This is a genomic window from Pseudomonas sp. B26(2017), from assembly GCF_002113045.1.
Lineage (GTDB): Bacteria > Pseudomonadota > Gammaproteobacteria > Pseudomonadales > Pseudomonadaceae > Aquipseudomonas.
The window spans coordinates 292,444-315,395 of the sequence record NZ_NEJJ01000007.1 but is presented as its reverse complement, the minus strand read 5'-3'; the positions used below and the strand labels follow the sequence as shown (position 1 = coordinate 315,395).

At 61.7% G+C, this 22,952-nt stretch carries 18 protein-coding genes; 10 read left to right on the top strand and 8 right to left on the bottom strand.

The window, feature by feature from the left end; genetic code table 11:
• Window positions 1–2: 2 nt before the first annotated feature.
• From pilQ to CAF79_RS13170, 5 genes are read right to left on the bottom strand one after another with little or no spacing between them, the layout of a single operon-like run.
• Window positions 3–2,081, bottom strand: coding sequence for a type IV pilus secretin PilQ (pilQ, locus tag CAF79_RS13190; protein ID WP_085698118.1), 2,079 nt, complete (start codon window positions 2,079–2,081; stop codon window positions 3–5).
• Between the two features lie 14 nt (window positions 2,082–2,095).
• Window positions 2,096–2,620, bottom strand: a complete 525-nt coding sequence (locus CAF79_RS13185) for a pilus assembly protein PilP (protein ID WP_085698117.1) — start codon at window positions 2,618–2,620, stop codon at window positions 2,096–2,098.
• Window positions 2,617–3,240 carry a type 4a pilus biogenesis protein PilO gene (pilO, locus tag CAF79_RS13180; RefSeq protein ID WP_085698116.1) on the bottom strand — a complete coding sequence of 208 codons (624 nt, stop codon included), beginning with the start codon at window positions 3,238–3,240 and terminating at the stop codon, window positions 2,617–2,619. Before pilO ends, CAF79_RS13185 begins: the two co-directional genes overlap by 4 nt.
• Complete coding sequence (locus tag CAF79_RS13175; RefSeq protein ID WP_085698115.1) at window positions 3,237–3,803, bottom strand: PilN domain-containing protein; 567 nt, start codon at window positions 3,801–3,803, stop codon at window positions 3,237–3,239. The genes pilO and CAF79_RS13175 overlap by 4 nt, the downstream gene beginning before the upstream one ends.
• A complete protein-coding gene (locus CAF79_RS13170; protein ID WP_007952389.1) occupies window positions 3,803–4,867 on the bottom strand; it encodes a pilus assembly protein PilM in 1,065 nt (354 codons plus the stop codon). The genes CAF79_RS13175 and CAF79_RS13170 overlap by 1 nt, the downstream gene beginning before the upstream one ends.
• Before the next feature lie 218 nt (window positions 4,868–5,085).
• Between CAF79_RS13170 and CAF79_RS13165 the strand changes: the two genes are divergently transcribed.
• Window positions 5,086–7,530 carry a penicillin-binding protein 1A gene (locus CAF79_RS13165; protein WP_371917925.1) on the top strand — a complete coding sequence of 815 codons (2,445 nt, stop codon included), beginning with the start codon at window positions 5,086–5,088 and terminating at the stop codon, window positions 7,528–7,530.
• Between the two features lie 237 nt (window positions 7,531–7,767).
• Here CAF79_RS13165 and CAF79_RS13160 read toward each other — a convergent pair whose 3' ends face one another.
• From CAF79_RS13160 to rpmE, 3 genes are all read right to left on the bottom strand, one after another.
• Window positions 7,768–9,036: a malic enzyme-like NAD(P)-binding protein gene (locus CAF79_RS13160; protein WP_085698113.1), complete on the bottom strand. Its 1,269-nt coding sequence runs from the start codon at window positions 9,034–9,036 to the stop codon at window positions 7,768–7,770.
• 184 nt (window positions 9,037–9,220) lie between these two features.
• Window positions 9,221–10,003, bottom strand: a complete 783-nt coding sequence (locus CAF79_RS13155) for a thermonuclease family protein (RefSeq protein WP_085698112.1) — start codon at window positions 10,001–10,003, stop codon at window positions 9,221–9,223.
• Between the two features lie 41 nt (window positions 10,004–10,044).
• On the bottom strand, window positions 10,045–10,263 hold the full coding sequence (gene rpmE / locus CAF79_RS13150) for a 50S ribosomal protein L31 (RefSeq protein ID WP_085698111.1): 219 nt from the start codon (window positions 10,261–10,263) through the stop codon (window positions 10,045–10,047).
• 284 nt (window positions 10,264–10,547) lie between these two features.
• On the opposite strand from rpmE, the gene CAF79_RS13145 reads away from it, so the two are divergent.
• The 9 genes from CAF79_RS13145 to phaC (CAF79_RS13105) all read left to right on the top strand — a co-directional run bounded on the left by CAF79_RS13145 (window position 10,548) and on the right by phaC (CAF79_RS13105) (window position 22,927).
• The gene (locus tag CAF79_RS13145; protein ID WP_085698110.1) at window positions 10,548–12,767 is read left to right on the top strand and encodes a primosomal protein N'; all 2,220 of its coding nucleotides are present in this window, start codon (window positions 10,548–10,550) and stop codon (window positions 12,765–12,767) included.
• A 212-nt stretch (window positions 12,768–12,979) separates the two neighbouring features.
• Window positions 12,980–14,716 (top strand): arginine--tRNA ligase, encoded by a 1,737-nt coding sequence (gene argS, locus CAF79_RS13140; RefSeq protein WP_085698109.1) that lies wholly within the window; start codon window positions 12,980–12,982, stop codon window positions 14,714–14,716.
• A 1-nt stretch (window position 14,717) separates the two neighbouring features.
• Window positions 14,718–15,434, top strand: coding sequence for an SPOR domain-containing protein (locus CAF79_RS13135; RefSeq protein ID WP_011332070.1), 717 nt, complete (start codon window positions 14,718–14,720; stop codon window positions 15,432–15,434).
• 258 nt (window positions 15,435–15,692) lie between these two features.
• On the top strand, window positions 15,693–16,223 hold the full coding sequence (gene hslV / locus CAF79_RS13130; protein WP_039772440.1) for an ATP-dependent protease subunit HslV: 531 nt from the start codon (window positions 15,693–15,695) through the stop codon (window positions 16,221–16,223).
• A gap of 55 nt (window positions 16,224–16,278) precedes the next feature.
• Window positions 16,279–17,616: an ATP-dependent protease ATPase subunit HslU gene (hslU, locus tag CAF79_RS13125; protein WP_085698108.1), complete on the top strand. Its 1,338-nt coding sequence runs from the start codon at window positions 16,279–16,281 to the stop codon at window positions 17,614–17,616.
• Window positions 17,617–17,769: 153 nt separating this feature from the next.
• Window positions 17,770–18,147, top strand: a complete 378-nt coding sequence (locus CAF79_RS13120) for a gamma-butyrobetaine hydroxylase-like domain-containing protein (RefSeq protein WP_085698107.1) — start codon at window positions 17,770–17,772, stop codon at window positions 18,145–18,147.
• A gap of 257 nt (window positions 18,148–18,404) precedes the next feature.
• Entirely contained in the window at window positions 18,405–20,084 is a 1,680-nt protein-coding gene (phaC, locus tag CAF79_RS13115) for a class II poly(R)-hydroxyalkanoic acid synthase (RefSeq protein WP_085698106.1), read from the top strand.
• Between the two features lie 154 nt (window positions 20,085–20,238).
• Complete coding sequence (phaZ, locus tag CAF79_RS13110) at window positions 20,239–21,093, top strand: poly(3-hydroxyalkanoate) depolymerase (protein ID WP_007952412.1); 855 nt, start codon at window positions 20,239–20,241, stop codon at window positions 21,091–21,093.
• Window positions 21,094–21,244: 151 nt separating this feature from the next.
• Window positions 21,245–22,927 (top strand): class II poly(R)-hydroxyalkanoic acid synthase, encoded by a 1,683-nt coding sequence (phaC, locus tag CAF79_RS13105; RefSeq protein WP_085698105.1) that lies wholly within the window; start codon window positions 21,245–21,247, stop codon window positions 22,925–22,927.
• Window positions 22,928–22,952 lie beyond the last annotated feature (25 nt).

Here is a 22,952-nt window from a genome sequence, read left to right as displayed (position 1 = left end):
AATCAACGACTCACAGCAATCGCCTGGTTATTCATGATACGCGGAGTGAGAAATACCAGCAGCTCGGATTTTTTCTCCGAAACCACATCACGCCGGAAAAGGCGGCCAAGATACGGCACATCGCCAAGAAATGGCACCTTATCTACGACCTTGCTTTGAGTATTTGAGAAAACGCCCCCGATCACGATGGTCTCGCCGTCGTTCACCAGCACCTTGGCATTGACCTCGTTCTTCTTGATCGGCGGAACATCCTGCACTTTGTTCAGGTAATCCGGTTCGTCCTTGGTGACCTTCACCTCCATGATGATGCGGTTGTCCGGGGTGATCTGCGGCGTCACTTCCAGCGACAGCGACGCTTCCTTGAAGGACACCGACGTAGCGCCGCTGGAGCTGGCTTCCTGATACGGAATCTCGGTGCCCTTGAGGATTTTCGCGGTTTCCTTGTCGGAGGTGACCACCTTGGGCTGCGAGACGATTTCGCCGTTGCCGGTTTTCTCCATCGCGGTCAGCTCAAGGTCCAGCAAGACGTTGTCGGTGATGAATGCGATGCCGATCCCGGACGTGTTGTTGACTGTACCCATGTCGACGAACGGCGAGTTGGTGCTGGTGCTGCCCGGCGTGCCAATGGTGGTCGAAGAGCCGTTGCTGACCCCGGAAGTGTTCCAGTTGCCCTTGTTCTGGATCGAGCCGCCCCAGCGCACGCCCAGGCTCTTGTCGTAGTCGACGTTGGCCTCGACGATCCGCGCCTCGATCATCACCTGACGCACCGGAATATCCAGTTGCGCCACGATCCGCCGCAGCTCGTCGAGGCGATCCTGGGTCTGGTAGGCAATGATGTTGTTGGTCCGCTCATCGACGGTGATCGAACCCCGTTCGTCGACCTTGGCCTCGGCGCTGGTGACCGACTGGAACAGCTTGGCGATGTCCGCAGCCTTGGCGTAGTTCACTTGCAGCAGCTCGCGGCGCAACGGCGCCAGCTCAGCGATCTGTTTCTGCGACTCCAGTTCCTGCCGTTCCCGCGCTGCAATCTCATCTGCGGGCGCCACCAGCAACACGTTGCCGACCTTGCGCTTGTCCAGGCCTTTGGTCTTGAGCACCAGATCCAGCGCCTGATCCCACGGCACGTTCTGCAGGCGCAAGGTAATGCCGCCCTGCACCGTATCGCTGGCCACCAGATTGAGGTTGGTGAAATCGGCGATCAGTTGCAGCACCGAACGCACATCGATGTCCTGAAAGTTGAGCGAGAGCTTTTCGCCGCTGTAGCTGTTGCGGTCGGCGTTGCGCTTTTGCAGGTCATCGATGGTCAATGGGCGGATGCTGACGGTCAGCTTGTTGTCGGTCTGGTAAGTGGAATACTCGAACGTACCGCTGGGTTCGACGGTGATCGTCGCCCGATCACCGCTGACACCGGCATTGACGAACTGCACCGGGGTGGCGAAATCCTTGACGTCGAGGCGTACCCGCAGCGGTTCGGGCAATTGGGTACGGGCGAAATTGAGCATGATCTTGCCGTCGTGCTCCTGGATGTCCGGAGCGATGGCCGGGTCGGACAAATCGATGACCACATTGCCCTCGCCCGCCGTGCCACGCTGGAAATCCACGCCGCGAATGGCTCTGGCAGTCGGCGTAAACGTGCGGACTGGCGCGGCCACAGGTGCTGCGCGCGGTGCACGCGCCGCCGTACGCGGTGCAGCGACTTTGCTGCCTTGCCCGACCACCACGAACACCGTATTGCCTTCGACCCGGGTGTCGTAAGGTGCCAGTTGCGTCAGGCTGATGATCAGCCGCGTCCGGTTATTGGCCTCGACTACCGTGACCGTGCGGGCATTGCCGCTGCCCAGGTCGCGAGTCTTGCTCGTCAGCTGACTGGCCACCCCCGGCAGATCGAGGGCGATCCTTGCCGGCGAATCGGTGGTGTAGCCTTTAGGTTGCGGGGGCGGGCCGTCGAACGACAGCTTCAGCTCGACCCGGTCGCCCGGCAGTGCCGCGACGTCCAGCGCCTTCAGATTGGCTGCCTGTACCATCGGCGAAAGCAGCGCTATCCATAGCGAAAAACCGAGGGTGGAGAAAATCCTGTTCATTGTTCGACTTCCACTTATGAATGCTCTTTCAAAGGAATGGTGCGCGGCCGCTCAAGCCAGGCACCCTGGCCATCCGGAACGATTTCCACCACATCGACTTGTGAAGCACTGATGGCGACGATGCGCCCGTCGTTGCGGCCCAGATAATCGCCGACCTTGAGCCTGTGGACGCCACCCGCCCCACGCAGCAGGGCGAAGGAACCTGAGGCGTTGGCAATCGTGCCGACCATTTCGAATTGCTCGATGTTGAAGCCTTCGAGGTATTGCTTGACCCGGTGGGGATCGGGTTTTACGTCGCGCGAGCCATGTTTCTGCCCGGCCAGGTCGACCCGCAACTGGCGCGAAAACGGACTGCGCAGGTTGGCAGCGCTATAGGTGAACGTAGGGAAGGAGCGGAAGGTCGGGGTCGGCTCGATCTTGCCCGGCGGGCGCAGACGCACTTCATTCATATAAGCGTCGAGGTCGCTGAAGTCATCGCCGCCACAACCACCGAGCATCAATACCAATGCCGACAAGGCGATAAAATGGACCGGGCTCATTTCTGCAGCCCCTTGTCGTTATAGCGGTAGGTCTTGGCGAGGATGCTCATGCGCAACTTCGGTCCGCCTTCGGGATTGGCCGGCGCCAGCTCGAAATCGTGCAGGGTGACGATCCGTGGCAAACCGGCCACGCCGCTGACGAAAGTCGCGAGGTCGTGATAGGCACCGGTCACGGTGATCTGGATGGGCAGCTCGATGTAGAACTGCTGGGTGACCTCCGGCAGCAGCTTGATCTCCTCGAACTCAAGACCGCTGCCCAGCCCGGTGCGGGTGATGTCTTCCAGCAACCCCGGCACTTCGGTGTCACTGGGCAGTTGCCGCAACAGTACGCCGAACGAGTTTTCCATCTCTTTCATCTGTTGGGTGTACAGCTCCAGATTAGCCGCCATGCGCGCCTTGCTCGCGAACTGCTCCTTGAGAGTCGTCTCCTCCTCACGCTTGAGCTCGAGCTGGTTCTCCAGGTCACTGATGTAAAAGTTATAGCCAAGCGCCAGGACCAGCACCATCAACAGCCCGCCGGCCAGAGTTTTGACCACTGGCGGCCAGGAGCCGATGTTGCTGGTGTCCAGGTCGTTGAAATCGACATTGCGCAGGCTTTGCAGCCACTCGGACGGCTTCATTGCTCGCCCTCCTCGAGCCTGGGTCGAGTCTGGCGAACGGTCAGTTGAAAGACATTGGCCTGATCCACTTGGCCGGCGGTGGTGGCTTTCACTTCATTGAGGTTGGGCGCGTCGAACCAATCGGACGCGTCGAGGTTGCGCATCAGGTCGGATACGCGATTGTTGGACTCCGCTGCACCGCTGATCGACAGGGTCTTGCCGACCATTTTCACATCGGTGAAATACACCCCGTCAGGCAAGGTGCGCGCCAGCTGATCGAAGATCCGCCCGCTGATCTGCCGGTTGCCCTGCAAGTCCTGGATGATGCGCATGCGCTCCACCAGTTGCTGACGACGGGCCTTGAGCTCGCTGATCTGCTTGATCCGCTCGTCGATTACTTCGATCTGCTTGCCAATGTAGTCATTGCGCGCCACCTGCCGGGCGATGGCGGCGCTGATGATCTGATCGGCAATGAGCACTGCCCCCACCGAACCGACCACCACACCGATCAAGACCAGCAGGAAGCGTTTGCGCCGTTCTTCGCGGCGCTCTTCGCGCCAGGGTAAAAGGTTGATCCGCGCCATCAGTCGAAACTCCTGAGCGCGAGCCCGCAGGCAATCATCAGGGCCGGCGCATCGCTTGCCAGGGCCCCGGCGTTGACCTTGCTGCTCAAGGCCATGTCGGAAAACGGGTTGGCAACCTGGGTCGGGGTGTTCAGGCGCTCTTCGATCAGCCGGTCGAGCCCGGGCACCGACGCCGTGCCGCCGGCCAACAGTATGTGGTCGACGGCGTTGTACTGGCCGGAGGCGAAAAAGAACTGCAGGGAACGCGACACCTGCTGCACCAGCGCCTCGCGAAACGGTTGAAGCACCTCGCTGACGTAGTCGTCCGGCAGCCCGCCCTGCTTCTTGGCGAGCCCCGCCTGCTCAAGGGTCAGACCATAACGGCGCTGGATTTCCTCGGTCAGTTGTCGACCACCGAACAATTGTTCGCGGGTGTAGATGATCCGGCCATTGTGCAGGACGCTGAGGGTGGTCATGGTGGCGCCGATGTCGACCACGGCCACCGTCAGCCGGTCCTGGGACGCGGCCAGTTGCGTGGCCAGCAGGCCGAACGAACGCTCCAGCGCATAGGCTTCGACATCCACCACCCGCGCAGTCAGCCCGGCCAGTGCGAGCGCCGCTTCGCGGACTTCGACGTTTTCCTTGCGACAGGCGGCCAGCAGCACGTTGACCCGCTCGGGGTTGCGCGGCGAGACGCCCTGGACTTCGAAGTCGATGGCAACCTCGTCCAGCGGATAGGGAATGTATTGATCGGCCTCGATCTTGAGCTGGTTTTCCAGTTCGTCGTCGGACAGCCCGGCGTCCATCTCGATGACCTTGGTGATCACCGCCGAACCGGCCACCGCCACTGCCACGGTTTTCAGCCCGGTGCGTGCCTTGACCAGGACCCGGGACAGGGCCTGGCCGACGCCCTCGAGCTCGGCGATGTTCTTTTCGACCACGGCACTCGCCGGCAACGGCTCCACCGCATACGCCTCGACCCGGTAGCGCTCCCCCTGACGACTCAGCTCCAGCAGCTTCACCGATGTGGAACTGATGTCGATCCCCAGTAACGTGTTGGCCTTTTTATTGAAGAGTCCTAGCACTACCAATTCCCTATGACTATCCGTGAGTTACGGACTCTGTAATGCGCATTGCGTTCCCTCGCCCCGTCTTGACAGAAGCGCAAATGACGCCCTCAGCGGAAAAGTGCTTATAATGCCCAGCGTTTTTTTCCGCTTTTTACTGCCGGCGCGGGTCGTTCTGTGTTAACCGGAACCCTGTCGCCCAATTCATTCTTTGCCGTGGATGTCCAAAAGCCTTGATTCGTCTGCTGAAATTTTTCGGTTGGTCCATCGTCGCCGTTTTCTGCGGACTGCTTTTAGGTCTCAGCGGCGCGTTTCTTTACCTTAGTCCGGGTTTGCCATCTGTGGAGGCGCTGAGAAGCATTCAGTTGCAGATTCCGCTCCGGGTCTACAGCAGCGACAACAAGTTGATCGCAGAATTTGGCGAAATGCGCCGTACACCGATCCGTTTCGCCGACATTCCCCCCAATTTCATCAATGCGTTACTAAGTGCTGAAGACGACAACTTCGCCAATCACTACGGCGTCGATCCGAGCAGCCTGATGCGCGCCGCGACCCAACTGGTCAAAAGCGGGCACATCCAGTCCGGCGGCAGCACCATCACCATGCAGGTGGCGAAAAACTTTTTCCTGACCAGCGAACGCAGCTTCTCGCGCAAGACCACTGAAATCCTCCTGGCGCTGCAGATCGAACGACAGCTGACCAAGGACGAGATCCTCGAGCTGTACGTGAACAAGATCTATCTGGGCAACCGCGCCTACGGCATCGAGGCGGCGGCGCAGGTGTATTACGGCAAGTCGATCCGCGATGTCAGCCTGGCGCAGATGGCGATGATCGCCGGCCTGCCGAAAGCCCCGTCGCGCTTCAACCCGCTGGCCAACCCGGCGCGCAGCAAGGAGCGTCGCGACTGGATCCTTGGCCGCATGTACAAGCTCGGCAAGATCACCGAAGCCGACTACACCGCCGCGATCAACGAGCCACTGAACGCCAGCTATCACGTGCCGACCCCGGAAGTGAACGCGCCGTATATCGCCGAAATGGCCCGTGCGGAAATGGTCGGCCGCTACGGCAGCGACGCGTACACCGAAGGTTTCCGCGTCACCACCACGGTGCCGAGCAACCTCCAGGAAATGGCCAACACCGCGCTGCACGAAGGCCTGATGACCTACGATCAGCGTCACGGCTACCGTGGCCCTGAATCGCGCCTGCCGGGCAAGACCCGCGAAGCCTGGGCCACCGAACTGACCAAGCAACGCACCATCAGCAGCCTTGAGCCGGCCATCGTCACCCAGGTCGACAAGAACGGCCTGCAGGTACTGACCCGCACCGGCGAAGAGCACGTAGCGTGGGACACCATGAAATGGGCCCGTCCGTTCCTCAATACCAACAGCATGGGCGCCAACCCGCGTCAGCCGTCGGATGTGGCGCAGGTCGGCGATCTGATTCGCGTGCAACGCCAGCCGAACAATTCGCTTAAGTTCAGCCAGATCCCCCAGGCACAAGGCGCGCTGGTGTCGCTGGATCCGCAGAACGGCGCGATCCGTTCGCTGGTCGGCGGTTTCGCCTTCGAGCAGAGCAACTACAACCGCGCGATGCAGGCCAAGCGTCAGCCGGGCTCGAGCTTCAAGCCGTTCGTCTACAGCGCCGCGCTGGATAACGGCTACACCGCCGCCAGCCTGGTCAACGATGCGCCGATCGTGTTCGTCGACGAATACCTGGACAAGGTCTGGCGTCCGAAGAACGACACCAACACGTTCCTCGGCCCGATCCGTTTGCGTGAAGCGCTCTATAAGTCGCGCAACCTGGTTTCGATCCGCCTGCTGCAGGCGATGGGCGTAGGCAAGACCATCGACTACATCACCCGCTTCGGCTTCAACAAGCAGGACCTGCCGCCAAACCTTTCGCTGGCACTGGGCACCGCGACCCTGACGCCGATGGAAATCGCCACCGGCTGGAGCACCTTCGCCAACGGCGGTTACAAGATCACTCCGTACATCATCGACAAGATCGAAAGCCGCAACGGCGAGACGCTTTTCGTCGCCAACCCGCCGACCGTACCGCAGGGCGGCGCGGCCACCGACGGCATCGCGGCACCGGCGACCCAATCGATCACCGTCGACGCAGCACCGGTTCCGGGTGAAACACCGGGCAGCGCCGCTGTGCCGCAGGCACCGGCAGTCGCCGAGCGCATCGTCGATGGCCGTACCACCTACATCCTCAACAGCATGCTGCAGGACGTGATCAAGCTCGGCACCGGCCGTCGTGCACTAGCCATGGGCCGCAGCGACATCGCGGGCAAAACCGGTACCACCAACGAATCCAAGGATGCGTGGTTCTCCGGTTACAACGCCGATTACGTGACCACCGTGTGGACTGGTTTCGACCAGCCGGAAAGCCTCGGTCGCCGGGAGTTCGGCGGCACCGTGGCACTGCCGATCTGGATGAACTACATGAGCGCCGCGCTGAAGGACAAGCCGCCGCACGTCCAGCCAGAGCCGGAAGGCATCCTCAGCCTGCGGGTGGATCCGGTCAGCGGCCGTGCAGCCTCGCCGAGCACACCGGGTGCGTACTTCGAGCTGTTCAAGGCCGAGGACACGCCGCCGTCGGTCAACGAGATCGGCAATGGCACCGTGCCGGGCAGCCCGCTGCCGGCGGATGAGCAGGCGCCGATCGATCTGTTCTGATCCTGAACCGCTAAAAAGCCCCGCCTTCGATTGAAGTGCGGGGCTTTTTATTGCCTGTTCATTTTGTGTGGTCCGGGCCCTCCTCTTCGCGGACAAGCCCGCTCCCGCAGTAACCACAAAACCCTGTGGGAGCGGGCTTGCCCGCGAAGAGGCCCTTAAGATCACCCCAAAATCAACAGGCACAAAAAAACCCCGACTCTCACGAGCCGGGGCTTTCGGTTGATGCGCTACAACGACTTAGCCGTTGAACACGTCATCCACGCTTTTCAGCGGGTAGTTCTTCGGATACGGCAGGGTCGCCACACCGGTCTCGATCGCGGCCTTGGCCACGGCGTCGGAGACGACGGTGATCAGGCGCGCGTCCATCGGCTTCGGAATGATGTACTCACGGCCGAACTCCAGCGCATCAACGCCGTAGGCGGCGCAGACTTCCTTCGGCACCGGCAGCTTGGCCAGGTCCTTCAGGGCGTTGGCGGCAGCGATCTTCATTTCTTCGTTGATGCGCTTGGCGCGAACGTCCAGAGCACCACGGAAGATGAACGGGAAGCCCAGTACGTTGTTGACCTGGTTCGGGTAGTCCGAACGGCCGGTGGCCATGATCACGTCGTTACGGGTGGCGTGAGCCAGTTCCGGGGAGATTTCCGGATCAGGGTTGGAGCAAGCGAAGACGATCGGGTTGGCCGCCATGCGCTTGAGTTGCTCGGCGCTCAGCAGGTTCGGGCCCGACAGGCCGACGAATACGTCAGCGCCTTCGATGGCGTCGTCCAGGGTGCGCTTCTCGGTAGGATGAGCGAACACGGCCTTGTACTGGTTCAGGTCGTCACGGCCAGCGTGGATCACGCCGGTACGGTCAACCATGAAGATGTTCTCGACCTTGGCGCCCATGCTCACCAGCAATTTCATGCAGGAGATGGCGGCAGCGCCTGCGCCCAGGCAGACGATCTTGGCGTCGGCCAGGGTTTTGCCAGCGATTTCCAGAGCGTTGATCATGCCCGCAGCGGTCACGATCGCGGTGCCGTGCTGGTCATCGTGGAATACCGGAATGTCGCACTGCTCGATCAGAGCGCGTTCGATCTCAAAGCACTCGGGTGCCTTGATGTCTTCCAGGTTGATGCCGCCGAAAGTGATGGAAATGCGTTTTACGGTGTCGATGAAGGCTTGCGGGCTTTCGGAGTCGACTTCGATGTCGAAGACGTCGATGCCGGCGAAGCGCTTGAACAGCACGCCTTTACCTTCCATGACTGGCTTGGAAGCCAGTGGGCCGAGGTTACCCAGACCCAGAATCGCGGTGCCATCAGAAATGACTGCAACCAGGTTGCCCTTGCCGGTGTACTTGTAGGCCAGTTCAGGATCGCGGGCGATCTCGCGCACTGGTTCAGCTACGCCGGGGCTGTAGGCCAGCGACAGGTCGCGGGCGGTAGCAGTGGCCTTGGTGAGCTCGACACTCAGCTTCCCTGGACGAGGATTGGCATGATATTCGAGAGCGGCAGTTTTCAGATCAGACATTTTGGCATTCCGCTTTTTACTGTTGGACAGACTGGTCAGCGAGGATACGCGCCTCGCAAAGTCCCCACAAGACTGCCCGGTCACCCCTGTCAAGCGCCCTGCCCTACGACTTTGGGCCAAGAGCCACGGCGTACAAGGGCTGGACTGTTCACAATCGACAAAAAAAATGTCTACAACTTTTTATTCAGCGGGACGGCTGAAGCATCGAAGGATCGGTCAACGGCAACAGCCAGCGCGCCTGACCTGATTTCAGCCCACCGCGCCGGGAACGGTCCACCACCCAGCCACGGGCCTCGATCTGCTTGCCCTTCAACGCCTGCAGAGCGGCGACATCGAAGCGATCCAGCAGATTGGGTGCAACGCGCAGTACAAGCTTGTCCTGCAACTCGATCCAGATTCCGCCACGATTGCGCTGAACCTTGCTCACACGACCACTGACCAGCGCGAAACCAGAGCGCTCGATCTGCTCTGCTTTCAGTACAGGTGAGCGCTTCCACAGGCCGAGCCCGGCCTGTCGCGCACGGCGCTCGGCAGCTTGCTGGCAATCGATCAGATCGACATTCGGCGCCACCGCGACCTGGAAACCGAGACCATCGGCGAGCATTTGCGCTTCGAGGTTCTCACCCTTGGCGCTGAAAACGTGGGCCAGGGTTCGGCCGTAATGGTCTTTGGGCTGGGTGCCAAGGTGCAGACCAACCCGCCCGTCGCTCTCGGCGACCAGCGCTTCGAGACGCTTGCGCGCAACCACTGCAAACGGCTCGTCGCTACGACCCTGCTTGCCGAGTTCGGGCGTATTAAGGCCGATCATCCGCACATTGCGCCCGTCGCTCAGGCGCAGGGTGTCGCCGTCGACCACCCGCTGCACCGTGGCACCGTCCAGACCAGACGGTGCCGGGCAGAAGGCCTGGGCGGCGGAGAGCCAAATCGCGGACACAAAAAAGGCGCCCGCAAGGGACGCCTTTTTCATCAGACCGGAAAATCCGCTGAGGTTTTCCAGAATGAAGGGCCTTAGGCCTTTTTCGCGCCGAAAGCACCGAAACGGTCGGCGAACTTCTGAACGCGACCACCGGTGTCCAGAGTCTTCTGCTTACCGGTGTAGAACGGGTGGCACTCGTTGCAAACGTCGACCGCCAGGGCTTTGCCGAAGGTCGAACGGGTTTCGAACTTGTTGCCGCAGCTGCAAGTTACTGCAACTACTGGGTAATTCGGGTGGATATCGGCTTTCATGGTTTTTTCCTCAGCTGGCGTGCCGCCATCCAACACGATTGTTGAATACCGCACGTAATTAGGCCGCGGATTCTACCAGACAATCCCGATCACGCAAGCTGTCACTGAGACCGACCGTCTGCTAGGCTCCCGGCCCATTGCGCGATCCCTGTGGGAGCGAGCTTGCTCTCGAAGGCGATCTGTCAGCAACATATCAGCCGCCTGACGCACCGTTTTCGCGAGCAGCCTCGCTCCCACAGATTGAATACCAATCCCTTTTATCGTTGCTATCGAGAATCCCCCGCGTGCCCGACGCCATTCTGCGCCTCGCCCTGCCTTCGCCCCTGCGCCGCCTGTTCGACTATCGGGCCCCGGCCGGCGTGCTGCGTTCGCAGTTGCAACCGGGCATGCGCCTGCGGGTGCCGTTTGGCCGGCGGGAGATGATCGGGATTCTGGTGGAGGTCACTGACACCAGCGAAGTACCGTTGGAGAAGCTCAAACCGGCGCTCGCCCTGCTCGACGCCACCGCACCGCTGCCGCCGGCGCTGTTCAAGCTTTGCCTGTGGACCGCCCAGTATTATCAGCACAGCCTCGGCGATACCCTGAGCTGGGCGCTGCCGGTGCTGCTGCGTCAGGGCGAACTGGCCGAGGCCCGTCAGGAACGTTTCTGGTCGGCGGCTCCCGGCGCCAGCCTTGATGACCCGCGCATCGCCCGCGCCCCGCGCCAGCGTGAAGCCCTGGCGACGCTGGCCCAGCACCCTCATGGCGTCGCCCATCAGTTGCTGAGCAAACTGATGCTGAGCAAGGACAGCCTCGATCTGCTGCTGGCCAAGGATCTGGTGCAGGTCGAAGTGCGCCGCCACGCCCCCGGCGCGCGCCACGAACACTGGCTGGCCCAGCCCGAACTGCCGCTCAACGGCGAGCAGCGCGCCGCCTATGAAGCGATTCGCGCCGGGTTCGACAGTTATCACGCGTTCCTGCTGGCCGGGGTAACCGGCAGCGGCAAGACCGAAGTCTATTTGCAGTTGATCCGCGAAACCCTCGAGGCCGGCAAGCAGGCGCTGGTGCTGATACCGGAGATCAACCTCGGCCCGCAGACCCTCGCCCGTTTCGAACAACGTTTCAACGCGCGCATCGCCCTGCTGCACTCGGCGGTCAACGATCGTGATCGTCTGGATGCCTGGCTTGCCGCCCGCGATGGCGAGGCCGACATTATTATCGGCACCCGCTCGGCGCTGTTCACCCCGATGAAGAATCCGGGGCTGATCATCATCGACGAAGAACACGACGGTTCCTATAAACAGCAGGAAGGCCTGCGCTACCACGCGCGGGATCTGGCGCTGGTACGGGCGCGCCAGGAAAACATCCCGATCGTGCTCGGTTCCGCCACGCCATCGCTGGAAAGCCTGCACAACGCCTACACCGGTCGCTACGGACTGCTGCGAATGAACGAACGCGCTGGCGGTGCCAAGCCGCCACGATTCCTGCGCCTGGATGTAAAAAGTCGCCCGCTGGACAGTGGTATTTCCGGACCGATGCAACAAGCCATCGGCCAGACCCTCGCCGCCGGCCAGCAGGTATTGGTGTTCCTCAACCGCCGCGGGTTTGCCCCGACCTTGCTGTGCCACGACTGCGGCTGGATGTCCGAGTGCCAGCGCTGTGATGCGCGGATGACCGTGCATCAGCGCTATGGCGAATTGCGCTGCCACCATTGCGGTTACGTCGAGCGAGTGCCGCGCCAATGCCCGAAGTGCAACAAGGTCGATCTGCGGCCGGTGGGCGCCGGCACCGAGCGCGCCGAAGAACGGCTGGCGATTCTGTTCCCGGACTATCCGGTGCTGCGCGTCGACCGGGACAGCACCTCGCGCAAGGACGCGATGAACCAGTTGTTCGCCACCATCCAGAAAGGCCAGCCGTGCATTCTGGTCGGCACCCAGATGTTGGCCAAGGGTCACCACTTTCCTCGGGTGACGCTGGTGTCAATCCTTGATGCCGACGGCGGACTGTTCTCCGGCGACTTTCGCGCCAGCGAGCGCATGGCACAACTGATCGTGCAGGTCGCCGGACGCGCCGGGCGGGCGGAAGAGCCGGGCAAGGTGATCATCCAGACGCATCTGGCCGACCATCCTTTATTGGTGCAACTGACCGAGCAGGGTTACTTCGCCTTCGCCGAGCAGGCCCTGAGCGAACGCCGCGCCGCCGGCCTGCCGCCGTTCGCCCACCTCGCCCTGCTGCGCGCCGAAGCGCACAAGCCGGGGCAGGCCGAAGGCTTTCTTGATGAAGCGTGCAGCGAGGCCGAGCGTTTGCTGGCCGAACAGAACCTGAGCGGGATCGAACTGCTGGGACCGGTGCCAGCGCCAATGGAGCGCCGCGCCGGGCGCTTCCGCGCGCAGCTGCTGTTGCAGGCCACGGCCCGGGCGCCGCTGCACCGATTGCTGGCGAGCTGGCTGCTGGTGCTGGAACAGATGCCAAGCGGCAGGGCGGTGCGCTGGTCGCTGGATGTCGACCCCGTCGACTTGTATTGATTGATCGATTGCTATCGCTGGCAAGCCAGCTCCCACAGGGAAATTGCATCGCTCTTGTGGGAGCTGGCTTGCCTGCGATGGCTGACGAATTGTCACCACACATCCACATCCTGCCTGCTAAGGTTGGCAAGCCCGTCTTCGCAACGGATAATGCCCAGTTTTTCCACCCGCGCATCGATGCGCCGCCGCGCTTGCGGTCGAAAGAGAAGACCATGAAAGACACCATTCGCCAGCTGATCCAACAAGCCCTCACCCAACTCGTCAACGAAGGTGTGTTGCCTGAAGGCCTGACGCCGGCGATCCAGGTGGAAAACGCCCGGGACAAGACCCACGGCGACTTCGCCAGCAACATCGCGATGATGCTGGCCAAGCCTGCGGGCATGAAGCCGCGTGACCTGGCAGAAAAAATCATCGCCGCCCTGCCGGCCGACGAGAACGTCACCAAGGCCGAAATCGCCGGCCCTGGTTTCATCAATTTCTTCCAGAACACCCAGGCGCTGGCCTCGCGCCTCGACGCCGCCCTGGCCGATGATCACATCGGCGTGCGCAAGGCCGGCCCGGCGCAACGCACCGTGGTCGACCTGTCGGCGCCGAACCTGGCCAAAGAGATGCACGTCGGTCACCTGCGCTCGACCATCATCGGCGACGGCGTGGCCCGTGTGCTGGAGTTTCTCGGCGATACCGTGATCCGTCAGAACCACGTCGGCGACTGGGGCACCCAGTTCGGCATGCTGATGGCGTACCTGCAGGAAAACCCGATCACCAGCGATGAGCTGTCGGACCTGGAAAACTTCTACCGCGCCGCCAAGCAGCGCTTCGACGAGTCCCCGGAATTCGCCGACCGCGCCCGTGGCCTGGTGGTCAAGCTGCAGGCCGGCGATGCCGAGTGCCTGGCGCTGTGGACCAAGTTCAAGGACATCTCGCTGTCGCACTGCCAGAAGATCTACGAACTGCTCAACGTCAAACTGACCATGGCCGACGTGATGGGCGAAAGCGCCTACAACGACGACCTGATCAACGTGGTCAACGACCTGAAAGCCGCCGGCATGCTGGTTGAAAGCAACGGCGCCCAGTGCGTGTTCCTCGACGAATTCAAGAACGCCGAAGGCGAGCCGCTGCCGGTGATCATCGTCAAGGCCGACGGCGGCTACCTGTACGCCACTACCGACCTGGCCGCCGTGCGCTACCGCAGCGGCAAACTCAAGGCCGACCGTGCGCTGTACTTCGTCGACCAGCGTCAGGCCCTGCACTTCCAGCAAGTGTTCGCCGTGGCGCGCAAGGCCGGTTTCGTGACCCATCCGATGGAAATGGAGCACATGGGCTTCGGCACCATGAACGGCGCCGACGGCCGTCCGTTCAAGACCCGTGACGGCGGCACCGTGAAGCTGATCGACCTGCTGACCGAAGCGCAGGAACGTGCCTACAACCTGGTAAAGGAAAAGAACCCGACGCTGGCCGAAGACGAACTTCGCTCGATCGCCAAAGTGGTCGGCATCGGCGCGGTGAAATACGCCGACCTGTCGAAGCACCGCACCAGCGACTACAGCTTCAACTTCGACCTGATGCTCAACTTCGAAGGCAACACCGCGCCGTACCTGCTGTACGCCTACACTCGCGTGGCCGGTGTGTTCCGCAAACTGGGCAAGGATTTCAGCGAAGTCGACGGCCAGATCGTCCTCGAAGCGGCGCACGAGCAGGAACTGGCGGCCAAACTGGCGCAGTTCGGTGAAGTGCTGAACAACGTTGCGGAAAAGGGCACGCCACACACTCTGTGCACCTACCTGTACGATGTTGCCGGCCTGTTCTCCAGCTTCTACGAGAACTGCCCGATCCTCGCCGCCGAAACTCCGGCACAAATGCAAAGCCGTCTGCGCCTTGCCGCGCTGACCGGCCGTACCCTCAAGCAAGGCCTGGAACTGCTCGGCCTGGAAACCCTGGAGCGCATGTAAGTTGGCTGCCAAGAAAAAACCTGCACCCAAGCGTGGCGCCAGCCGTTACCAAGCTCCAGCGAAGCAGCCGATTCCGGGCTGGCTGTGGATGGCCATCGGCCTGACGGTTGGCGCGTTCATCGTGTTCCTGATGAAACTGGAGCCGGGCAAGGGCAGCGACACGGTCAAGCGCGAGAAAATCGAGCAACAGCAACAACAGAAAGCCACCAAGATCGCCGAGGCCAACAAGACCCCGCCGAGCCCGACGCAACCGGTGAAGCCGAAGTACGACTTCTACACCCTGCTGCCGGAATCGGAAGTGATCGTGCCGCCGGACGCGGTGCCGGAGAAAACCCTGCCGACGCCACAAGTGCCGGCGATCCCGACCACGCCGGTGACCCCGGCCGAAGCGGCGAAGATCGACACGGCGCGCGCGCAGGCGGCACTGGCCGGGATCACGCCGCCGCCAGCGCCACCGGTGACCAAGGCTGCACCGGTGACCAAATTCTTCCTGCAGGCCGGCTCGTTCCGCAAAGAGACGGATGCCGACAAGGTCCGCGCGCAGATCATTCTGCTCGGCCAGGCGGTCGCGGTTGAATCCGGGACGGTGAAGGATGAAACCTGGTACCGCGTACTGGTCGGCCCGTTCAGCAACCGCGAACAACTGACCACCGCCCAGAAACAACTGGCGGGCGCGGGCTTCAGCAACCTGTTGTTACAACAACGCCAGAGCCGCTGATAACTCCCCACTGATCGTTCCCACGCTCTGCGTGGGAATGCAGCCCGGGACCCTCCGCATCCCTTGCCGCAGGGACGCGGAGCGTCCGTTGAGGCATTCCCGCGCGGAGCGTGGGAACGATCACGCTGCTTTGCGTGGGAACGACCCCGCGCAAACCACCGCTCGTCCCCTCTCCCGCCCCGCAGTTGAAATCCTCTCCACCACCCCCATATGAGTGGGCATAAGGCATTTTCGCCCCGCAGTGTGGAGACTCTTCCCTTGACCACCATCGTTTCAGTCCGCCGCCACGGCAAAGTCGTCATGGGCGGCGACGGCCAGGTTTCTCTCGGCAACACCGTGATGAAAGGCAACGCGAAGAAAGTTCGTCGCCTGTACCACGGTGAAGTCATTGCCGGATTCGCCGGTGCCACCGCCGACGCCTTCACCCTGTTCGAACGTTTCGAAGGCCAGCTCGAGAAACATCAGGGCCACCTGATCCGCGCTGCCGTCGAACTCGCCAAAGAATGGCGCACCGACCGCTCCCTGAGCCGCCTCGAAGCGATGCTTGCGGTCGCCAACAAGGACGCATCCCTGATCATCACCGGCAACGGTGACGTGGTCGAACCCGAGGACGGCCTGATCGCCATGGGTTCCGGTGGCGCCTATGCGCAAGCCGCCGCCAGCGCCCTGCTGAAGAAGACCGACCTGTCGGCCCGCGAAATCGTCGAGACCGCTCTCGGCATCGCCGGCGACATCTGTGTATTCACCAACCACACCCAGACCATTGAGGAGCAGGATCTCGCTGAATAAGCCTGACGCGGCCCCTGTGCCACGGCTTGTTTCTGCTTGAGGACCGTCAATTATTATGTCCATGACTCCCCGCGAAATCGTCCACGAACTCAACCGCCACATCATCGGCCAGGACGATGCCAAGCGCGCTGTCGCGATTGCCCTGCGCAACCGCTGGCGCCGCATGCAGCTGCCTGAAGAGCTGCGCGTTGAAGTGACCCCGAAGAACATCCTGATGATCGGCCCGACCGGTGTCGGTAAAACCGAAATCGCCCGTCGCCTGGCCAAGCTGGCCAACGCACCGTTCATCAAGGTCGAAGCGACCAAGTTCACCGAAGTCGGCTACGTCGGCCGTGACGTCGAATCGATCATCCGTGATCTGGCCGATGCAGCAATCAAGATGCTGCGCGAGCAGGAAATGACCCGCGTTCGTCACCGCGCCGAAGACGCCGCCGAGGACCGTATCCTCGACGCCCTGCTGCCACCGGCACGCATGGGCTTCGGCAACGAAGAAGCGCCGACCCAGGATTCCAACACTCGCCAACTGTTCCGCAAGCGCCTGCGCGAAGGTCAGCTGGACGACAAGGAAATCGAGATCGAAGTCGCCGAAATGGCCGGCATCGAAATCGCCACGCCTCCGGGCATGGAAGAAATGACCAACCAGTTGCAGAACCTGTTCGCCAACATGGGCAAGGGCAAGAAGAAGGCCCGCAAGCTCAAGGTCAAGGAAGCGCTGAAACTGGTGCGCGATGAAGAAGCCGGTCGTCTGGTCAACGAAGAAGAGTTGAAGGCCAAGGCCCTGGAAGCGGTCGAGCAGCACGGCATCGTGTTCATCGACGAAATCGACAAGGTCGCCAAGCGCGGCAATGTCGGTGGTGCCGATGTATCCCGCGAAGGCGTGCAACGTGACCTGCTGCCGCTGATCGAAGGCTGCACCGTCAACACCAAGCTGGGCATGGTCAAGACCGACCACATCCTGTTCATCACCTCCGGTGCTTTCCACCTGAGCAAGCCGAGCGATCTGGTGCCGGAGCTGCAAGGCCGTCTGCCGATCCGCGTTGAACTCAAGGCCCTGAGCCCGCAGGATTTCGAACGCATCCTCAGTGAACCGCACGCCTCGCTCACCGAGCAATACTGCGCGCTGCTGAAAACCGAAGGCCTGAACATTCAGTTCCAGCCCGAAGGCATCAAGCGTCTGGCGGAGATCGCCTGGCAGGTCAACGAGAAGACCGAGAACATCGGTGCCCGTCGCCTGCACACGCTGCTCGAGCGTCTGCTGGAAGAGGTGTCGTTCAGTGCCGGCGATCTGGCCAGCGCCCACGATGACACGGCGATCCAGATCGACGCCGAGTACGTCAACAGCCACCTGGGCGAATTGGCGCAGAACGAAGACCTGTCCCGTTATATCCTGTAAGCCATACTTACAGTAGTAGCGGACCCTGTGGGAGCGAGCTTGCTCGCGAAGAGGCCGTGTCAGTCGATATCAATGTTGTCTGACACACCGCTTTCGCGAGCAAGCTCGCTCCCACATTTGCTTAAGGGTCGCCCACACTTCGGACGCCAGCCCATGACCCAACTCCCCACCGACATCAAACTGCACAAAGCCTCGAAAACCCTGTCGCTCAAATACGCGTCCGGCGAGGAATACACCCTGCCCGCCGAATTCCTGCGCGTGCACTCCCCCTCCGCCGAGGTCCAGGGCCACGGCAAACCGATCCTGCAATTCGGCAAACTGCACGTCGGCCTGACCAAGGTAGAACCGGCCGGTCAGTACGCACTGAAACTGACCTTCGACGACGGTCACGACAGCGGTCTGTTCACCTGGGATTACCTGTACGAGCTGGGGCGACGTTATGACGCACTCTGGGCGGATTATCTGGCCGAACTCAAAGCCGCCGGCAAAACCCGCGACCCGGATCAGTCCGTCGTCAAGCTGATGCTCTAGTCCGCGGCTCGGACTGTTTAGAGGGCATTTTCTAGATTCATCTGTTTGAATGCTCCGCTAAAGCGGCCCGGGATCGGCTGCTTGCGAAAAAAATCAATCTCGGGTAACCAATGGAACTGGCAAGTTCCCTGCAGTGCTCTACGACTGTAAAGCAGCTATGCAGAATCAACGGTCACCCGAGCAGTAGTACCTGGCATTGGCTGTGGAACTGCACAGCAGAAACCGGGTACTCGTCTCAGGACAATGGAGCGTCGTAGATGAGTAACAAGAATAACGATGATTTGAAGTACCAGGCCTCGGAGAACACCCTGGGGCTGAATCCTGTCGTTGGGCTTCGCGGAAAGGATCTGCTGGCCTCTGCTCGAATGGTGCTGACCCAGGCCATCAAACAACCGATCCATAGCGTCACGCACGTCACCCGGTTCGGCCTCGAACTGAAGAACGTGCTGTTCGGCAAATCGGAACTGCAACCGGCGGGCGATGACCGTCGCTTTGTCGATCCGGCGTGGAGCCAGAACCCGCTGTACAAACGTTATCTGCAGACTTATCTGGCATGGCGCAAGGAACTCCATGCCTGGATCGACGACAGCAGCCTCTCGCCCAAGGACATCGCGCGTGGCCACTTCGTGATCAACCTGATGACCGAAGCCATGGCGCCGACCAACAGCATGGCCAACCCGGCGGCGGTCAAACGCTTCTTCGAGACCGGCGGCAAGAGCTTGCTCGACGGTCTCTCGCATCTGGCCAAGGATCTGGTGCACAACGGCGGCATGCCGAGCCAGGTCAACATGGGCGCGTTCGAAGTCGGCAAGAGCCTGGGCGTGACCGAAGGCGCGGTGGTATTTCGCAACGACGTGCTGGAACTGATCCAGTACAAGCCGATCACCGAGCAAGTGCACGAGCGCCCGCTGCTGGTGGTGCCGCCGCAGATCAACAAGTTCTACGTCTTCGACCTGAGCCCGGACAAGAGCCTGGCGCGTTTCTGCCTGCGCAACAATGTGCAGACCTTCATCGTCAGCTGGCGCAACCCGACCAAGGAACAGCGCGAGTGGGGCCTCTCGACTTACATCGAAGCCTTGAAGGAAGCGGTTGACGTGGTCACCGCGATCACCGGCAGCAAGGACGTCAACATGCTCGGCGCCTGCTCCGGCGGCATCACCTGCACCGCCCTGCTCGGCCACTACGCCGCGACGGGTGAAAACAAGGTCAATGCCCTGACTCTGCTGGTCAGCGTGCTCGATACCACGCTCGACAGCGACGTCGCGTTGTTCGTCGACGAGCAGACGCTGGAAATGGCCAAGCGGCACTCCTATCAGGCCGGTGTGCTTGAAGGCAAAGACATGGCCAAGGTCTTCGCCTGGATGCGCCCCAACGATCTGATCTGGAACTACTGGGTCAACAACTACCTGCTGGGCAACGAGCCGCCGGTGTTCGACATCCTGTTCTGGAACAACGATACGACTCGACTGCCGGCCGCGTTCCACGGCGACCTGATCGAGATGTTCAAAAACAATCCATTGACCCGCCCCGATGCACTGGAAGTGTGCGGCACGCCGATCGACCTCAAGAAGGTCACGGCCGACATCTTCTCGCTGGCCGGCACCAACGACCACATCACGCCGTGGAAGTCCTGCTACAAGTCGGCGCAGCTGTTTGGCGGCAAGGTGGAGTTCGTGCTGTCCAGCAGCGGGCATATCCAGAGCATTCTGAACCCGCCGGGCAACCCGAAATCGCGCTACATGACCAGCGACGAAATGACCGCCAATGCCGATGACTGGCAGGAAAATTCGACCAAGCATGCCGATTCCTGGTGGCTGCATTGGCAAGCCTGGCAGGCAGCACGTTCGGGCGAATTGAAAAAGGCACCGACGAAGCTGGGCAACAAGGCGTTCCCGGCAGGCGAAGCGTCGCCGGGCACTTACGTTCACGAGCGGTAACCGACATCTGTGGGAGCGAGCTTGCTCCGGGCGGCGTTCCGACGAAGGCGGACTGACATTCAACATTGAAGTCGACTGATCCGCCGCTTTCGCGAGCAAGCTCGCTCCCACAGTTAAAGATGAGATAGAGATTTCACCCACAGGGCCTTGAAGCATGCCGCACCCGTTCATCTTTCGAACCGTCGAGCTCGATGGCCAGACCATCCGCACGGCGGTCCGCCCCGGCAAGCCTCACTTGACGCCCTTGCTGATATTCAACGGCATCGGCGCCAACCTGGAGCTGGTGTTTCCTTTTGTCGCGGCGCTGGATCCGGATCTGGAAGTGATCGCCTTCGACGTGCCCGGTGTCGGCGGTTCCTCGACGCCGAGCCGACCGTACCGTTTTCCGGGGCTGGCGAAGCTCACCGCACGGATGCTCGATTACCTCGACTACGGACAGGTCAACGTGATCGGCGTGTCCTGGGGTGGTGCACTGGCGCAGCAGTTCGCCTACGACTATCCCGAGCGCTGCAAGAAGCTGGTGCTGGCGGCGACCGCTGCCGGTGCGGTGATGGTGCCGGGCAAGCCGAAAGTGCTGTGGATGATGGCCAGCCCACGGCGCTACATCCAGCCGTCCCATGTGATCCGCATCGCCCCGATGATCTACGGCGGCTCGTTCCGTCGCGACCCGACACTCGCCGCCAGCCATGCGGCCAAGGTGCGCTCGGCGGGCAAGCTCGGCTACTACTGGCAACTGTTCGCAGGCCTGGGCTGGACCAGCATTCACTGGCTGCACAAGATCCACCAGCCGACGCTGGTACTCGCCGGCGATGACGACCCGCTGATCCCGCTGATCAACATGCGCATGCTCGCCTGGCGAATCCCCAACGCGCAGTTGCACATCATCGACGACGGGCATCTGTTCCTGATTACCCGGGCCGAGGCGGTGGCGCCGATCATCATGAAGTTCCTCCAGGAGGAACGTCAGCGTGCGGTGATGCATCCGCACCCGACACCGCTGGGCGGATAACCCTCCCGGCACGGATTTCTGGAGAGCGTTTTGCAACGCATCCGCACAGGTGCGTGGCAGGGAGCCACGCAGGCAACAACCCGCAACAGCGTCTATGGTGTTCTGGTTCGGTGTGTTTGTTTCTGGCCTGAAGACGAAGGAGTGTTGAGTCATGCGTGACAAACCAGCGACGGGCGTCGTGCCCAGCCCCGCCGTGTTCATCAATGCACAGAGTGCCATGACCGGCCTGCGCGGTCGTGACCTGGTCTCGACCTTGCGCAGCGTGGCGGCTTACGGGCTGCGCAATCCGATCCACAGTGCAAAACACGCCTTGAAGCTGGGAGGCGCGCTCGGACGCGTGCTGCTCGGCGAAACCCTGCACCCGACCAATCCGCAGGACAGCCGCTTCGCCGATCCGGCGTGGAGCCTGAACCCGTTCTATCGGCGCAGCCTTCAGGCTTATCTGGCCTGGCAGAAACAGGTCAAGAGCTGGATCGACGAGAGCAGCATGAGCGACGACGACCGCGCCCGCGCGCACTTCGCCTTCACCCTGCTCAACGACGCCGTGGCGCCCTCCAACACCCTGCTCAATCCGCTGGCGGTGAAGGAGCTGTTCAACTCCGGCGGCCACAGTCTGGTGCGCGGTCTCAGTCATCTGTTCGATGATTTGCTGCACAACGACGGCCTGCCACGCCAGGTCACCAAACAGGCTTTCGAAGTCGGCAAGACCGTCGCCACCACCACCGGCTCGGTGGTGTTTCGCAACGAAATGCTCGAGCTGATCCAGTACCGGCCAATGAGCGAAAAACAGTATTCGAAACCGCTGCTGGTGGTGCCGCCGCAAATCAACAAGTACTACATTTTCGACCTCAGCCCGAGCAACAGCTTCGTCCAGTTTGCGCTGAAGAACGGCTTGCAGACCTTCATGATCAGTTGGCGCAACCCGGATGTGCGGCATCGCGAATGGGGCCTCTCGACCTATGTCGAAGCCGTGGAAGAAGCCATGAACATCTGCCGGGCGATCACCGGCGCTCGCGAGGTCAACCTGGTGGGCGCCTGCGCCGGCGGGCTGACCATCGCAGCGCTGCAAGGGCATCTGCAGGCCAAGCGGCAGTTGCGGCGGGTCTCCAGCGCCACTTATCTGGTGAGTCTGCTCGACAGTGAAATGAACACCCCGGCCACCCTGTTCGCCGATGAGCAAACGCTCGAGGCGGCCAAGCGACGCTCCTATCAGAAAGGCGTGCTGGACGGTCGCGACATGGCCAAGGTGTTCGCGTGGATGCGTCCCAACGATCTGATCTGGAGTTATTTCGTCAACAACTACCTGCTGGGCAAGGAGCCGCCGGCGTTCGACATCCTCTACTGGAACAACGACAGCACCCGCCTGCCCGCCGCGTTTCACGGCGACATTCTGGATTTCTTCAAGCACAACCCGTTGACCCATCCGGGCGGGCTGGAAGTGTGCGGCACGCCGATCGATCTGCAGAAGGTCACGGTCGACAGTTTCAGCGTGGGCGGCATGAACGACCACATCACGCCGTGGGATGCGGTGTATCGCTCGACGCTGTTGCTGGGCGGTGAGCGGCGTTTCGTGCTGTCCAACAGCGGTCACGTGCAGAGCATCCTCAACCCGCCGGGCAACCCGAAAGCCCATTACGTCGAGAACGGAAAGCTCAGCAGTGATCCGCGCGCCTGGTACTACGACGCCAGGAAAGTCGAAGGCAGCTGGTGGCCGCAATGGCTGGAGTGGGTGCAGCAGCGCTCCGGCACCCTTCGCGAAACCCAGATGCCCCTCGGCAACGCCAATTATCCACCGATGGAAGCGGCACCCGGCACCTATGTGCGTGTGCGCTGACTGACTCAAGCCCTTTAAGAAGACT